A 14,492-nucleotide genomic window follows, 5' to 3' on the forward strand; every position below is an offset into this window, starting at 1 on the left:
TTAAAGATTATTTCTTCAGCGTCCAGGCGCGTGGATTATGTTCAAAACCAATCTTTTGGTAGTAGTCATTTGCTTTGGGTGCAGCCAAGAGAACAATCATGCATTCTGAAGCAAGGTGAGATTTGGTTTCTTCAATGAGTTGTTTCCCAATCCCCTGTTTTTGATATTGCTCATCAACCGCCAAGTCTGCCAGATAGGCTACATATGAAAAATCCGTTAAGGTTCGGGCGATGCCAACCAATTTTTCCTGGTCCCATGCAGTAATGATGAGATTGGCATTGGCCAGCATGTCCGCAAAAGTAGTCACCTTGTCGATGGGGCGTCGCTCACCCAGAGTCGAGCGGACATAAAGATCTATGGCTTGTGCGGCAGTAATCTTTGCGTTGTTTCGGTAGATAATCATTTTGATTATTCTCTACTATTAATACAATCAGATCAATCACAGGCGGGAGACATTGATGAACAAAAAAATGACGGGGTTATTCATTGGGGTATTGGCGACCCTTTTCTTATCTGCATCCGCCGTTGCCGCCAACATTCAGGTTATTACTTCAGGGGCCTTTGCTGAGGCATTAAAGGCTCTAGTGCCCGAGTATGAAAAGCAATCCCCCAATAAGGTCATCATCTCTTACGGCTCATCCATGGGAACTGCACCCGACTCCATTCCATCCAGATTGGCTAGAGATGAAAAGTTCGATGTACTTATTTTGGCATCTCCAGCTTTGGATAGCTTTATTAAAAGTGGGGCAGTTCAGCCCGGAACGAGAGTGGACTTGGTCGCCTCAGTGATTGGGGTGGCGGTGAAGGCTGGAGCCCCAAAGCCCGATATCAGTACTATTCCCGCCTTAAGGCAAGCATTGCTCAATGCCAAGTCAGTAGCCTATTCAGCCAGCGCAAGTGGCACCTATTTATCCACAGAGCTTTTCCCTAAGATGGGGATAGCTGAGCAAATGAGTAAAACTGCCAAGAAAATCTATAGCGAACGAGTAGGAACAGTAGTTGCTAGAGGTGATGCTGAGCTGGGCTTTCAGCAAGTAAGCGAGCTCATTCCGATCCCTGGCATCGACTTTATCGGCGAAATTCCTTCAGAGGTACAGCAGACCGTATTATTCTCTGCCGGCATTACCAGCAATGTCAGTAACGTGGATGCTTCTAGGGATTTGATCGCTTTCTTGGCGTCACCCAAGGCAGTGCCGACTATTCAGAAAGCAGGTTTGAAGCCTGTATTGCCTGTACTTCCTTGGCAAAAATAAGGACATGTAAAAACCCCGCTACATTGATTGAGCGGGGTTTTTAGTTATGCTGCTGCAATTGCTGGTGCGTTTTGCTTATTGAGAGCCCGTTGAATTTTGGCTTTTTCTTTTGGCTTAGTGCTTTTTTCAAGTAGCGTGCTTAGTTGAGCCGTATTCAGAGGACCCAATCTTGCTTTTCCTGTTTTGGTGAGCATTGAATCGTTTTTTCTGTTTCTTTGATTTTGGCCGACAGCCATATTAATTTCCTAGAGTATTGGATGATAGATTTGAGGTGTCCCCGCAAATCTCCCTATCTAGGGCGCGAAATAGTGATCACATTTCAGAATAACAGCTAAAGAGCCCAGATGCTATGTTATGTTTAGATCATGATTACCATTTCAAACCTTATTTTCTCTTTAGTGATGGGCTGCTTGATGTCTGCAAGCATTACCTTGGCTACTACGTTTGTGCGTATAGGCACTCCTGAAAATTTTTTCTGGGTGTGGCTTGAGGTTTGGACTGTCGCCTATCCTGTAGCGATTGTTTGTATTTTGGTTTATAGGCCAATCGCCAGCAAAATTACCGTTAAATTAGTAGAGCGCATATCGCGAAAATAAGAGATATCAGCACCCGAAGGCATGAGTATGAAGAAGTATTTATCTATATTGTTGTTTAGCTTTGGTTTGATGGCGTGTGCAGCGGTCTATACCGATGCATCAGATGCAAACCACGTTACTTTTCTCAATAGTAGCGGTGAGTCAATTTCTGAGCTGACTAAAAAAGCGAGTGCTTATTGCGAGCAGTATGGAAAAGTAGCGTCGTTTAGAAATAGCGACAGTCAACTGATCGCCGTATTTGATTGCAAGCTAGCCCGTTAAATCTGATTGGTAGATGAGTCCTGCATGCTCTCTGAGTGCATGGAACTGAATAGATTCCCAACGTTGTTGTGCAACATCTAGTTCAGATTTGTGGGTGGCTAAAAATACTGATGCCCCCACAACATCCTCTGCCATGCGATGAATATTTTCTTGTATGAACTTCTTCAGCGCAACAGGATCGTCAGAGCTCACCCAGCGCGCTAAGTTATAACGCGAAGGTAAGAGGCGCACTTCTGCGCCATATTCTGTTTGCAGGCGATGACTCACTACCTCAAACTGAAGTTGACCAAAGGCACCCAGCAGCATTGTGCCCCCTGTCATTGGGCGAAAGACCTGAATTGCGCCCTCTTCGCCGAGTTGCATGAGTCCGGTGCGAAGTTGTTTAGAACGCAAAGGGTCTGCTGACTCAACCATGCGAAAGATTTCAGGGGCAAAGAAAGGCAGGCCTGTAAATTGCAATTGCTCACCTTCAGTCAGGGTGTCGCCTAATCGGAGGAGACCATGATTTGGTAAGCCAATGATGTCACCAGGGAAGGCCTCGTCCAAAATATCGCGGCGCTGTGACAAGAATGACAGTGCATTATTGGTGCGCACTTCTTTGTTATTGCGACAAATCTTGAGTTTCATACCACGCTTGAAATGTCCTGAACAAATGCGCAAGAAAGCAACGCGGTCGCGATGTGCGGGATCCATGTTTGCCTGAATCTTGAAAACCACTGCTGAGAATTTATCTTCGCCAGGACTCACTTCCCTTTGTAGCGCTTTGCGTGAGCCTGGTGATGGGGCCAATTCCACCAAAGTATTGAGAATTTCTCGCACACCAAAGTTATTAATAGCTGAACCGAAGAAGACGGGCGACTGACGTCCTGCCAAGAACGCTTCGCGATCAAAGGCAGGCATGGCGTTTTTAATGAGGTCGACCTCAGTAAGCGCAACTTCAAGGTCTGATCCAAGGCGCTCCTTCAGTGCAGGGTCATTCACATCCACAATCGCATGTGAATCCTCGGTAACGCGATCCTCGCCAGCTTTGAACATGCGCATCTGTGAGTTTGCAATATCAATGACGCCAGCAAAAGATTTGCCCATGCCTACAGGCCAGGTAAATGGCACAACTTCGATCCCCAGCGCTGTTTCGATTTCATCCATCAGCTCCATGGGTGGCTTTACTTCGCGATCCATTTTGTTGATGAAAGTAACAATAGGTGTATTGCGGGCGCGACACACTTCCAGCAATCTTAGTGTTTGAGACTCTACGCCGTTCGCTGCATCAATCACCATCAGAGCTGAATCAACGGCCGTTAAAACCCGGTAAGTGTCTTCAGAGAAATCTTGGTGGCCAGGAGTGTCAAGCAGGTTAATAATGCAGTCGCGATACTCCATCTGCATCACCGAGCTTGCTACTGAAATCCCGCGCTGTTTTTCAATTTCCATCCAGTCAGATGTTGCATGACGAGTAGCCTTGCGAGCCTTAACGCTACCTGCGATTTGAATCGCGCCTGCGTATAGAAGTAATTTTTCAGTGAGAGTGGTCTTGCCAGCATCTGGGTGAGAAATGATGGCGAAACTACGGCGACGGAGAACTTCCGCGCCTGGCGTGCTGGATGAAATGGTATCGATGGTAATTCTGCGCTTATCTAAGTATGGACAGAATTATAAGCGTGTAGACAGTACTCAGAATTGCTCTTCAGGCCTGACAAATCGCCATTGGCCGGGAGAAAGGGGGCCTAAAGAAATTCTGCCCATGCGCACGCGTTTTAGCCCCAAGACTTTGAGGCCAACCATTTCACACATGCGGCGGATTTGACGGTTGCGCCCCTCTCGCAATACAAAGCGTAATTGATCTTCGTTTTGCCAGCTCACCTGTGCCGGCTTGAGAGCGACGCCATCAAGCTCAAGGCCATGCTTGAGTCTATCTAGATCTTCAAAAGAGAGCGCACCCTCTACGCGCACCAAATACTCTTTTTCAATCGGACTGTTCTCGCCGATGAGCAGTTTTGCAATGCGTCCATCTTGAGTCAAAACAAGCATGCCAGTTGAGTCAATGTCTAGACGTCCAGCAGGTGCAAGACCGCGAGTATTAAAGCGAGGATTGCGCCCCCGATCAAGCGGACTTGCGAAATAGTTTTCTGGGGTAATTAAAGAAGCGGCCGGTTGATACTCCTTTTCATCGTCAAAATGAGAAATAAATCCTACTGGTTTATTTAGAATGACGGTTACGCGTGACGCTTGCTGAACTTTAGCGCCGGTTTGCAGCTCGATTTTCTGGCTGCGTAGGGCGCGCACACCAAGTTCATTGACAACCTCCCCATCAACTGTGACCAAACCCTGTTCAATATAGGCGTCAGCTTCACGACGCGAGCAAAGCCCAAGCTCGGAGAGTAATTTTGAAACGCGCACTTTTTCCATGTGTCTATTATCGATCAGTGACGGCATTGGGAAGTGGAGAGATAATGGGCGAACTTCACCGGTAGGCACTTTAAGGCCATATTCATAAAGGAATTGAAATTGACAACGAATCTAAAAAAACCACCAATCTATAAAATCCTTTATTTTCAAGTACTTGTGGCTGTTGTGCTAGGTGTTTTGCTCGGAAATTTTTACCCTGACCTAGGTGTAAATATGAAGCCCTTTGGGGATGCCTTTATTAAGGGCATCAAGATGATGATTGCCCCCATTATTTTTTGTACCGTTGTTCTGGGCATTGCAGGCATGGAGGACATGAAAAAGGTTGGCAAAACAGGCGGCTTGGCCCTCTTGTATTTTGAGGTTGTGAGCACAATTGCGCTCATTGTTGGCTTGGTGGTAGTGAACGTTTTGCAGCCTGGGGTAGGCATGAATATCGACCCTTCTAGCTTGGATACCAAAGGTATCGCTGCTTATACGGGCCCAGGAAAAATGGGTACCACTACCGACTTTCTTCTAAATATTATTCCCAACACGATGGTTGATGCATTTGCAAAAGGCGAGATATTGCAGGTGCTCTTTATTGCCGTGTTGTTCGGCTTTGCTTTGCATAAATTTGGTGGTCGCGGAACCATGGTGTTTGATTTAATTGAGAAGACCTCACACGTTCTCTTTGACATCATCGGCGTTGTAATGAAATTTGCACCTATTGGCGCATTTGGAGCAATGTCTTTCACCATCGGTAAATATGGCATTGGCTCACTCTTTTCACTTGGAAAATTGATGGGCAGCTTTTATCTAACATGCCTGTTATTCGTTTTTGTTGTCTTAGGCATCATTGCGTGGGTGACTGGCTTTAATATTTTCAAATTCGTTCGTTATATCAAAGAAGAGCTCTTAATTGTTTTGGGGACATCTTCTTCCGAATCTGTTCTTCCTCGCATGATGGAGAAGATGGAGGTTCTTGGTGTTAAAAAAACTTGCGTAGGTTTGGTGATTCCAACGGGCTATTCATTTAATTTAGATGGCACCTCAATTTACCTCACCATGGCAGCGGTATTCATTGCTCAGGCGACAGATACCCCTATGACACTCCTTCAGCAAGTCACTCTCTTGCTGGTCTTGCTCTTGACTTCTAAAGGGGCTGCTGGCGTTACTGGTAGCGGCTTTATTGTTCTTGCCGCCACCCTCTCTGCCGTAGGTAACGTGCCTGTAGCTGGCCTTGCAATTATTTTGGGCATTGATCGCTTCATGTCTGAAGCGCGGGCTTTAACCAACTTAGTTGGCAATGGCGTTGCTACGATTGTGGTGGGCAAGTGGACGGGCGAGCTTAATCAAGCCCAAATGACAGCAGTTCTGAATCGTGATAGTTGGATTGAGGCTCAAGAGCCAGAAATCATCCTTGATCAAAAAACTGAAAAGATGCGTTAATTTCCGAAAGAGAATTGGGCATGATGAAAAAAGCTTGGCTGACTACCATTTTTGTTTTGATATTGACTGGCAGCCAAGCGGTCCCTGCTCAAACGCGACTACCGACAATACCGATTGAGCAATACACGCCAGACCAGGTAAAAGCCGCTCAAGAATTTGAGCTTGCTCGTAAGCGTGCACCATGGGGCCCTTTTGCAATGCTCATGTATAGCCCCGAACTCATGAATAACGCTAGGGCAATGGGTGATTATTTGAGATACAAATCTTCCATTCCGAACATGCTCAGTGAGTTTGCGATTCTGATTACTGCGCGCGAGTGGAGCCAAGACTATGAGTGGAGTATTCATTATCCGATTGCCATCAAGGCCGGCCTAAAAACAGAGGTAGGTACTGCGTTGCAGGATGGTCGTCGTCCCGAAGGCATGAGCGAGGACGAAACGCTTATTTATGATTTCACAATAGAGCTTCAGCGCAATAAGCGCGTCTCAGATGTCACATTTGCCAAGGTGGAGAAACGCTTTGGCAAGAAAGGCGCAGTTGATCTTGCTGGAATAGCGGGTTACTACACCTTTTTGGCGATGGAGATGAATACTGCTCGGCATCCCGCCCCAGTTGAGGGTGGCATCCATTTGCCACGCTTCCCAGACTAAATCTTTTGCTATGCACAATAAGGATTCCTTGACAGGAATTTTTTTAACTGATAATTTAAACAACTGTTTAAAAATAAGCTTTTCCTTAAAAATCAAAAATTGAGCCAATGATGAAAAAAATTACCCGAGCAGATTTGAGTGCAGCAGCAGAAAAATATAAAAATTGGGGCAAATGGGGTGCGGAAGATGAGATTGGCACCTTGAACTTTACGCAGCCAGAAGACATCATCGCCGCAGCTCAGTTGGTTAAAAAAGGCAAAGTCATTTCCTTGGCGCTGAACTTTGACAGCAGTGGTCCTCAGGGAGCAAAAACAAAATATCCCTCGATGGGCCGTATTAATCCTGTTCATACAATGCTGCGTACTGGAACCGATGCCTATGCTGGCGTCTTAGATAAGCGTGGTATTAGGGCTGCAGACGATATGGTGGTGATGCCCTTGCAATGCGGCACACAATGGGACGGCTTGGGACATGTCTTCTATGAGAACTATATGTATAACGGCTATGACTGTCGTGAAGTATCTTCTGCTGGTGCAGCTAAGTGTGGCATCGAGAAGACCAAGGCTAAGATGGTTGGCCGCGGCATTTTGCTAGACGTAGCAAGAGCCAAAGGTCTCGAAACTTTGCCAGAGGGCTATGGCATTACTTGCAAAGATTTAGATGACACTGCCAAAAAACAAGGCATTGAAATTAAACGCGGTGATTACATTATTGTTCGCACCGGTCAAATGGAAGAAAAAATTAAAGCCGGTAGCTGGGATGGTTACCCGGGAGGAGATGCGCCTGGTTTTGCATTTGAAACTCTTGAGTGGATACAGCGGACTGAGTTAGCAGCCCTAGCCAGTGATACATGGGGGTGTGAAGTTCGCCCAAATGAATCTGAGGCCGGGATTAACCAACCCTGGCATTGGATTACCATCCCAATTATGGGGATGACCATGGGTGAGATTTTTTACGTTAAAGATCTTGCCGATGACTGCGCTAAAGATGGTATTTATGAATTTATGTTTGTAGCTCCAGCAATTCCAATTACCGGTGCCGTTGGTTCGCCAACCAATCCGCTAGCAATTAAATAAAAAGATTTATTCCCAACAATCGTGGGGGAGACAATATGTTGAAGTTGAATAAAAATATAAAAAAAGTATTTAAAAAAAGTATCAAGATTGGATTGGGTTTGGCGGTATTAGCAGTAATGGTGCAGCCTGCCGCTGCCCAGCAGTATCCAGATAAGCCGATTCGTTTGGTGGTTGCCTTTCCTCCAGGCGGGCCGGTTGATATTACGGCGCGCATCTTATCGGTTCAGCTCGGAGAAATTTTCAAGCAGTCAGTGATTGTTGAGAACAAAGCGGGTGCCGGTGGAAATATCGGCGCGCAATATGTTGCTAATGCTGCACCTGATGGCTATACATTTTTAGTGACGTCTGCGGCCTTTGCTGTGAACCCCTCTTTATATGGCCCGGCAGCAGGATACAGTCCTGAGAAGAGTTTCATCCCAGTAGTAGTAGCAACCACACAGGCAAACGTCATCTCTGTAGGTGAAAAGGTGCCCGTAAAATCTATTGCCGAATTAAAAGAATTGGCCTTCAAAGAAAATCTTTCCTATTCAAGCCCGGGTACTGGAACAACGCCCCATCTGACCTGTGAAAATTTATTCCGCGCCATTTGGAAGAGCAATGTAACGCATATTCCATACAAGGGTGCTGGTCCGGCGTCTCTAGCAGTAGTGAGTGGAGAGGTGCCCATTGGTTGCACTGCAGTTGCTGGCGTTTATCAATTTACTAAACAAGGCAAGGTGCGGATTCTCGGTGTTTCAAGTGAGAAGCGCTTAGCGAGTTTGCCTGATGTGCCTACATTAGCAGAGCAGGGCTACCCACAAATTAAGGATTACACCTGGTCAGCAGTATTTGCTCCAGCAAAAACACCGGCCGCAATTGTTCAACAGATGAACCTAGCGATTAATCAGGTTTTATCTAATCCAGAAATGAAGGAAAAGTTCGATCAAACAGGCTTGCTAGTTGTAGGAGGTTCGACCAAACAAACTAGCGAGTATATTGGTGAAGAGTTGAAGCGCTGGGCTCAAATTGTCAAAGATACGGGTGCTAAGGTTGAGTAGGAGCGGACAAAAAACCTTGCTCACAGAAATTGAGGATTTCTGGAAGGGCTTGCTTCAAGTTGCCACCCTTGGCCTTTCCTTTGGAGATTACTTCTAGTCGGCCAGTGTTTGAGGCAACATACAAGTAAAGACCCATGATAAAAATGAGACGCCAACAGATTGAGGATTCACTGAGTTTTGGAAGGGTGCGTTTTAATTCATCCACAAATAATAGGCTGACCTTGTCATATAACTTCGCTCTTAGAGCGCTTTCAATTTCCTTAGGTTCATTGTGAAGTCTAGCTTGGAGTTTGACAAAACTTTGACCACCCTTATCTTCGCTCGCCATTCTCAGTGGCGGGTAGACAAATGCATAAATCAATTCTTTGAGCGGAATAGGCTTCTTTTTTGCTTTGATTTTTGCCGCATTCAAAAGATCGACGCGCTCTTGAAGCAATACGGAAGCGCGGCGCTCAAAGACAGCATTAAACAGGCCGCGCTTATTTTTAAAGTGATAGTTGATCAGCGCTTGATTCACTTTGGACTTAGCCGATATATCGCGCACTGTTGTCATGGCGTAGCCATGTTCAGAAAACAATATCTCTGCAACATTCAGCAAGCGAGTGGCTGTTTTGTTGTCTGGGGCCGTAAGCGTTTTAGTAACCATTATTAAAAAACCAATCAAAATAACTTCAAAGGAAAAGCCATGAGTAAGACAATCCTAACCTGTGCCGTAACTGGTAATTTAACAAAACCAGAGATGACGCCTTATCTTCCTATTACGCCAAAGCAAATTGCAGATGCCTGTCTTGGTGCTGCCGAAGCAGGCGCTGCAGTAGTGCATATCCACGTCCGCCATCCTGAAACAGGCAAACCTTCGATGGAGATTGATCATTATGCAGAAGTCATCAGTCTAATCAAGGCACAGAATAAAGAATTAATCATTAACCTTACCACCGGTCCTGGCGGTAGGTATGTCCCAACGGAGGGCGACCCTAAGGTATTCGCACCTGGTACCACTCTATGTAATCCAATGAAGCGCGTTGAGCATATTGCACAACTTCGGCCTGATATTTGCTCATTAGATTTAAATACAATGAATTCTGGTGCTGATGTTGTCATGAACACACCAACTAACGTGCGCAAGATGGCTAAGGTGATTCGTGACGCAGGCGTCATGCCAGAGCTTGAAATCTTTGATACGGGTGATTTAAATCTAGCAAAAGACTTAATTAAGGATGGCACATTAGAGGGTCCTGGTCTTTACACCTTTGTGATGGGCGTTAAGTATGGACTGAATACGGATCCAGCAACGCTCTTGTATATGCGTGATCAGTTGCCGCTAGGCGCCAAGTGGGCTGCATTTGGCATTAGTCGCGCAGAGTTCCCTATCGTCGCCCAATCTTGGTTGTATGGCGGACATGTGCGCGTTGGCATGGAAGACAATATTTACTTGGAAAAAGGGGTGTTATGTGAATCCAATGCCCAACTGGTGTCCAGAGCCAAGCGAATCATTAATGATATGGGTGGTGAATTGGCTTCATCAAATGAAACACGTGAAATGCTTGGTTTAAGAAAATCCTAAAGAAGGGACTTTTATATGAATAGCCGTAGATCTTTCTTAAAAACTTCCGCCAAAACATTGGGAGGTCTGACATTTTGCGGCTGTGGTTTATTACACGCAGCAGAAGTTCAGAATGGTGGGCCTAAGCGTGTCACCCCAGTGTTTATTAACGGTAAAAGGGTAAAGACGATCGATGTTCATGCGCATTGCATGTTTCAGGATTCCATTAATTTGATGGGGGATGAAGCGAAGTCTGTGCCTCCTCCAACTAAGGGTGTGCCTGAGCATTTCATCAAAATTAATGAACGCATTAAAGCAATGGATGCCCAAGGCATTGATATGCAAGTGTTGAGTGTTAATCCTTTTTGGTATCGCCAAGATAGGGACACTTCAGCAGAAATTTGCCGTATCAATAACTTAAATTTAGCTGAGCTTTGCGCCCAACGCCCTGATAAATTTGCGGCCTTTGCTTCTCTCAGCATGCAATACCCTGATTTAGCGGTTCAGCAGCTTGAGGATGCAGTGAAAAAGCAAGGCTTATGCGGGGCGGCAATCGGTGGAAGTGTATTGGGGGAAGATTTTGCGAATCCTAAATTCCATCCAGTACTTGCTAAAGCTCAAGAGCTTAACGTGACCCTCTTCATTCATCCGCAAAGCACTCCGCAATTGGCTCAGCGCTTTAAAGGGAATGGGTGGATGTCGAATGTCATTGGCAATCCTTTGGATACCACCATTGCGCTTCAGCATTTAATTTACGAAGGCGTCTTAGATAAGTATCCGCAATTAAAAGTCTTGGCGGCTCACGGCGGTGGTTTCTTGGGTTCATACGCTCCAAGAATGGATCACAGCTGTTTTGTTTCGCCACAAAACTGCAATCCAGATATTGTGCTCAAGAAAAAACCAACAGAGTATTTAAATCAGCTTTATTTCGATTCTTTGGTTTTTACGCCCGAGGCATTACGTCATTTGGTTGCACAGGTTGGTGCAAGTCAGGTGGTAATTGGTACAGACCACCCCATTCCTTGGGAAGAGTATCCAGTAGAGCATGTCATGAGTACGCCTGGGCTGACGAATTCTCAGCGCATAGCTATCTTGGGGGGCAATGCCGCAAGATTACTGGGACTGAAAGTTTAGGTTCTAACAATGTGAACGCTGCAAGGAGCTTCTTCAACGATCTTGGTCATTGAAGTTCTCCAGGGCGTTACTTTGTTTGGTAATTTATGAGATGCGCCAATCAAAATGAGCGACGCATCATTGTCTTTTGCAAACTCAACAATTCGGGTTGCGGGATCAAGCGCTTCTAGTACGTGATATGAGATGCGTTCTGGCGGCAGCTTGAGTGGTTTTGCCCACTCCATCAGCTGAACTAAATGACCGCGCACAATACCGCTAGCGGTTTCGCTTTCTTGATTGCCTTCAAATGTGGGTGTGCTGGCAATGGTACTAAGGCAAATCAAGCGACTTTCTGGGTAAGCCTGCAGTAGATTTTTTGCAGTTGTCTGCATGCGCTCACGCAGCTCTTCATCTGATTGGCGTGTATCAATTGCAGCGATCATTAGTGGAGCATCTTGATTTCCCCTACTCGGTAGTGGGCTTGGGGATGGTTCGTAGCCTGCAGCTTTTAACCAACGCTTAAGGCTTTCCCAAAAACTAGGGGGCTCCAAGCGCTCAGATCGCTCTGTTAGCTTAACGCTTTCTGGATCACGTAGAACTTGGCGTAAACGGGTGGCGCTTTGATAGCGATCATCTGCCCTTGCTTCTAAGCAGCGCAACACCACCTCTTGAAGCCAGCGCGGAATTTCTTTCCTGATAGCCCTGAGGGGAAATGGTTTGGCCCACATTCTTTTTCGTAAGCCATTCATTGACTGTGGGTTACCAAATGGAAGTTCGCCCGTCAACAACTCATACATGATCACGCCGATGGAAAAGATGTCACTGCGTGAATCTGATCGAACGCCAGCTACTTGTTCTGGTGAAATGTATGGAGCAGAGCCAATACCTTTGCGCATTTCTTCGGCAAGTAAATCCGGAAAGCGCGAGTGGTGTGAGAGGCCAAAGTCTATGAGCGTTAGTTTGCCTTCATCATCAATCAGCACATTGTCTGGTTTGATGTCGAGATGTATTGCATCCTGTGAGTGCAAAGACTGAACCGCTTGTGCAAGATCGGCGCCAATGCGAATGACTTCATCGATGCTAAATTGTTTGCCTTCTTTAATGAGCTCTTCTAGCGGACGTCCTGCGACTTGTTCCATTGCAATATAGGGACGTGTTGCCATATTTCCCGAGCCTAGATACTTCGGTACATATGGACTTTTAAGGGAGCGCAGGATCGTGAGCTCAGTTTCAAAGCCAATTAAACTCTCGACAGGTTGATCTTTGCCAACCCGTGGAATTTTTAAGAGGATGGGAAGTTCAATGCCCTCTTTGGTGGCCGAAAATAGACTGGCCATTCCGCCGCGATGCAGTTCTTTTCCAAGAACAAAACCATCAACGACTTTACCCTCCTGAAATATGTCATCTACCGCTTCAATATCAGGTTTGATGGGCATAGATAAATTACTTACCAGTAATCAAGCGATTTGCTAGGTCTTCTGGCAGGCCGGCGCGCCGCACTTTATCTGCAGCTTTAAAGTGATCATATGGAACGCGGTGAAAAGTTAATGCAGAAATTTCAGGTTCAAATACTGCAAAGCAGGCCTCGGGATTGCCATCTCTTGGTTGGCCAAGCGATCCAACGACACCAACCCACTGGCGATGGCCCATAACGGGCACTTCATCTCCAGGATGTGGAGCAAAACGAATGAGTTTGCCAACAGCACTTTGATAAAAAAGAGCCTGCTCGTGTGCATGCCCTACAAAAGTGTATGACTTACCTGAGCTTTGGACGCATTGCCAGGCGCTCATGCTGTCGGTAATGTAATTCCACTCCGAAGGCTTATGAGCTGATGCATGTACAAAGCAAATCTCTTCTTCGTTAATGATTAGCGGTAGCTCTTTTAAAAATTGCACATGCGCTGGGTTCAGTTGCGACTTGGTCCACTCAATGGCTGCATTGGCGCTGGCATTCATTCTTTGGCTGTAATCTTTAAAGACTGCCTCATCATGATTGCCAACCACTGCAATGGCTTTACCAGACTGAACCAGTTCAGCAATGCGATCAACCAAAGCAATTGGATCGGCGTTATATCCCACCAGGTCGCCCAAGAAAGCCATGCGTGTAACGCCGAGTTCTTGGGCTCTTTCCATGCAGGCTTCATAAGCCTCTAAATTACTGTGAAGGTCGGCAAATAGCCCAATACGTTCGCTCATCTCTTAATGATAGGACAAAAGATGTTTTTAATGAAGGCTTAGTAAGGACTTGCCTCATTATTGGGGCGATTTTTGAAGCGCTTATGAACCCAATAATATTCAGCTGGCCTTAGGCGAATTTCTTTTTCGAAGATTTGGTTCAGGCGCGCAGTATCTTCTTCAGGGTTTTCGCTAGGAAAATCGCCGAGGGGCTTGCTGATGGTGCACAAGTAGCCACTTTCGTCAGACTTGAGTGCGGTAACCATCATACAAACTTCAGCACCAGTAATGCTAGCAAGTCTAGAAACTGCTGTGATGGTATTGGTTTGGATGTCAAAGAATGGTGCAAATACCGAGTCCTTTAGACCTAGGTCAATATCAGGCGCGATGATGATAAAGCTGCCTTTGCGAATCTCTCGAATTAATGCGATGGAATTACCTTGACGATCTATGGAGTTACCGCCAAAACGGTTGCGCCAGTCAATAATTTTTTGATTGAAAAAAGGACTCTTCATCCTTTGAAAAAATCCTGAGGTACGGGGCCAGTGATTTCGCTTCGCTAGGGCGCTCAAAATAATGCTGCCTTCGATGCCAACGAAGTGCATATTCACCAAGATGCGAGGCTTTCTATCGGAGAGGTCTACCTCCGATCGCACTTCGATCATGCTACTTAATTGCTCTTCGCTACCGTGCCAGATGATACTTTTTTCTACCAAGCTTCTACCGAGCAGGCGCCAGTGCTTTTTTCTGAGTTGGTCAATGGCCGCATCAGATAACTCAGGAAAGCATAATTTTAAATTTGTTGTGACCACATGATTGCGCTCACTCGGAATTCTGGCGGCAATAAAGCCCAGGCCAGAGCCAATGGCAACCAATAATGCATAAGGAAGAATTGAGAGGAGTTTTAATAAAGCCACTATGGCTTTATTGGAAAAAGATTTAAGCAAGCGTAAT

The 14,492-nt window shown here is 45.9% G+C and carries 17 protein-coding genes; 9 read left to right on the forward strand and 8 right to left on the reverse strand.

Annotated elements, in window-relative coordinates:
• Positions 1–7 precede the first annotated feature (7 nt).
• A complete protein-coding gene (locus ICN49_RS00715; protein ID WP_216164471.1) occupies positions 8–403 on the reverse strand; it encodes a GNAT family N-acetyltransferase in 396 nt (131 codons plus the stop codon).
• A gap of 55 nt (positions 404–458) precedes the next feature.
• Between ICN49_RS00715 and ICN49_RS00720 the strand changes: the two genes are divergently transcribed.
• Entirely contained in the window at positions 459–1,253 is a 795-nt protein-coding gene (locus ICN49_RS00720) for a substrate-binding domain-containing protein (protein ID WP_216164474.1), read from the forward strand.
• 44 nt (positions 1,254–1,297) lie between these two features.
• Here ICN49_RS00720 and ICN49_RS00725 read toward each other — a convergent pair whose 3' ends face one another.
• The gene (locus ICN49_RS00725) at positions 1,298–1,489 is read right to left on the reverse strand and encodes a hypothetical protein (RefSeq protein WP_216164477.1); all 192 of its coding nucleotides are present in this window, start codon (positions 1,487–1,489) and stop codon (positions 1,298–1,300) included.
• Between the two features lie 129 nt (positions 1,490–1,618).
• Here ICN49_RS00725 and ICN49_RS00730 point away from each other — a divergent pair, with 129 nt between their 5' ends.
• Both ICN49_RS00730 and ICN49_RS00735 read left to right on the forward strand, forming a co-directional pair.
• The gene (locus tag ICN49_RS00730) at positions 1,619–1,849 is read left to right on the forward strand and encodes a DUF2798 domain-containing protein (RefSeq protein WP_216164480.1); all 231 of its coding nucleotides are present in this window, start codon (positions 1,619–1,621) and stop codon (positions 1,847–1,849) included.
• A 27-nt stretch (positions 1,850–1,876) separates the two neighbouring features.
• Positions 1,877–2,110: a hypothetical protein gene (locus ICN49_RS00735; protein ID WP_216164483.1), complete on the forward strand. Its 234-nt coding sequence runs from the start codon at positions 1,877–1,879 to the stop codon at positions 2,108–2,110.
• Here ICN49_RS00735 and ICN49_RS00740 read toward each other — a convergent pair.
• Together ICN49_RS00740 and ICN49_RS00745 are read right to left on the reverse strand one after the other, a co-directional pair.
• Positions 2,099–3,718, reverse strand: coding sequence for a peptide chain release factor 3 (locus ICN49_RS00740; RefSeq protein WP_216165250.1), 1,620 nt, complete (start codon positions 3,716–3,718; stop codon positions 2,099–2,101). The two genes, ICN49_RS00735 and ICN49_RS00740, sit on opposite strands and share 12 nt — an antisense overlap.
• 63 nt (positions 3,719–3,781) lie before the next feature.
• Complete coding sequence (locus ICN49_RS00745; RefSeq protein WP_216164486.1) at positions 3,782–4,516, reverse strand: pseudouridine synthase; 735 nt, start codon at positions 4,514–4,516, stop codon at positions 3,782–3,784.
• Between the two features lie 99 nt (positions 4,517–4,615).
• Between ICN49_RS00745 and ICN49_RS00750 the strand changes: the two genes are divergently transcribed.
• From ICN49_RS00750 to ICN49_RS00765, 4 genes are all read left to right on the forward strand, one after another.
• Positions 4,616–5,944 carry a dicarboxylate/amino acid:cation symporter gene (locus ICN49_RS00750; RefSeq protein ID WP_216164488.1) on the forward strand — a complete coding sequence of 443 codons (1,329 nt, stop codon included), beginning with the start codon at positions 4,616–4,618 and terminating at the stop codon, positions 5,942–5,944.
• A gap of 20 nt (positions 5,945–5,964) precedes the next feature.
• A complete protein-coding gene (locus ICN49_RS00755) occupies positions 5,965–6,594 on the forward strand; it encodes a carboxymuconolactone decarboxylase family protein (RefSeq protein ID WP_255535350.1) in 630 nt (209 codons plus the stop codon).
• Positions 6,595–6,704: 110 nt separating this feature from the next.
• Positions 6,705–7,670: a cyclase family protein gene (locus tag ICN49_RS00760; RefSeq protein WP_255535351.1), complete on the forward strand. Its 966-nt coding sequence runs from the start codon at positions 6,705–6,707 to the stop codon at positions 7,668–7,670.
• Between the two features lie 35 nt (positions 7,671–7,705).
• Entirely contained in the window at positions 7,706–8,707 is a 1,002-nt protein-coding gene (locus tag ICN49_RS00765; RefSeq protein ID WP_216164494.1) for a Bug family tripartite tricarboxylate transporter substrate binding protein, read from the forward strand.
• Here ICN49_RS00765 and ICN49_RS00770 read toward each other — a convergent pair.
• Positions 8,694–9,353 (reverse strand): TetR/AcrR family transcriptional regulator, encoded by a 660-nt coding sequence (locus tag ICN49_RS00770; protein WP_216164496.1) that lies wholly within the window; start codon positions 9,351–9,353, stop codon positions 8,694–8,696. The two genes, ICN49_RS00765 and ICN49_RS00770, sit on opposite strands and share 14 nt — an antisense overlap.
• Before the next feature lie 39 nt (positions 9,354–9,392).
• Between ICN49_RS00770 and ICN49_RS00775 the strand changes: the two genes are divergently transcribed.
• Complete coding sequence (locus ICN49_RS00775) at positions 9,393–10,271, forward strand: beta-keto acid cleavage family enzyme (protein ID WP_216164499.1); 879 nt, start codon at positions 9,393–9,395, stop codon at positions 10,269–10,271.
• 15 nt (positions 10,272–10,286) lie between these two features.
• Positions 10,287–11,384: an amidohydrolase family protein gene (locus ICN49_RS00780; protein ID WP_216164502.1), complete on the forward strand. Its 1,098-nt coding sequence runs from the start codon at positions 10,287–10,289 to the stop codon at positions 11,382–11,384.
• Here the strand turns inward: ICN49_RS00780 and ICN49_RS00785 are convergent.
• From ICN49_RS00785 to ICN49_RS00795, 3 genes are read right to left on the reverse strand one after another with little or no spacing between them, the layout of a single operon-like run.
• Entirely contained in the window at positions 11,381–12,799 is a 1,419-nt protein-coding gene (locus ICN49_RS00785; protein ID WP_216164505.1) for a serine/threonine protein kinase, read from the reverse strand. The two genes, ICN49_RS00780 and ICN49_RS00785, sit on opposite strands and share 4 nt — an antisense overlap.
• Positions 12,800–12,806: 7 nt before the next feature.
• On the reverse strand, positions 12,807–13,559 hold the full coding sequence (locus ICN49_RS00790; protein ID WP_216164508.1) for a metallophosphoesterase family protein: 753 nt from the start codon (positions 13,557–13,559) through the stop codon (positions 12,807–12,809).
• A gap of 38 nt (positions 13,560–13,597) precedes the next feature.
• On the reverse strand, positions 13,598–14,485 hold the full coding sequence (locus tag ICN49_RS00795) for an LpxL/LpxP family acyltransferase (protein WP_216164510.1): 888 nt from the start codon (positions 14,483–14,485) through the stop codon (positions 13,598–13,600).
• Positions 14,486–14,492: the final 7 nt, after the last annotated feature.

Source organism: Polynucleobacter finlandensis (assembly GCF_018881755.1).
GTDB classification, from domain to species: Bacteria; Pseudomonadota; Gammaproteobacteria; order Burkholderiales; family Burkholderiaceae; genus Polynucleobacter; species Polynucleobacter finlandensis.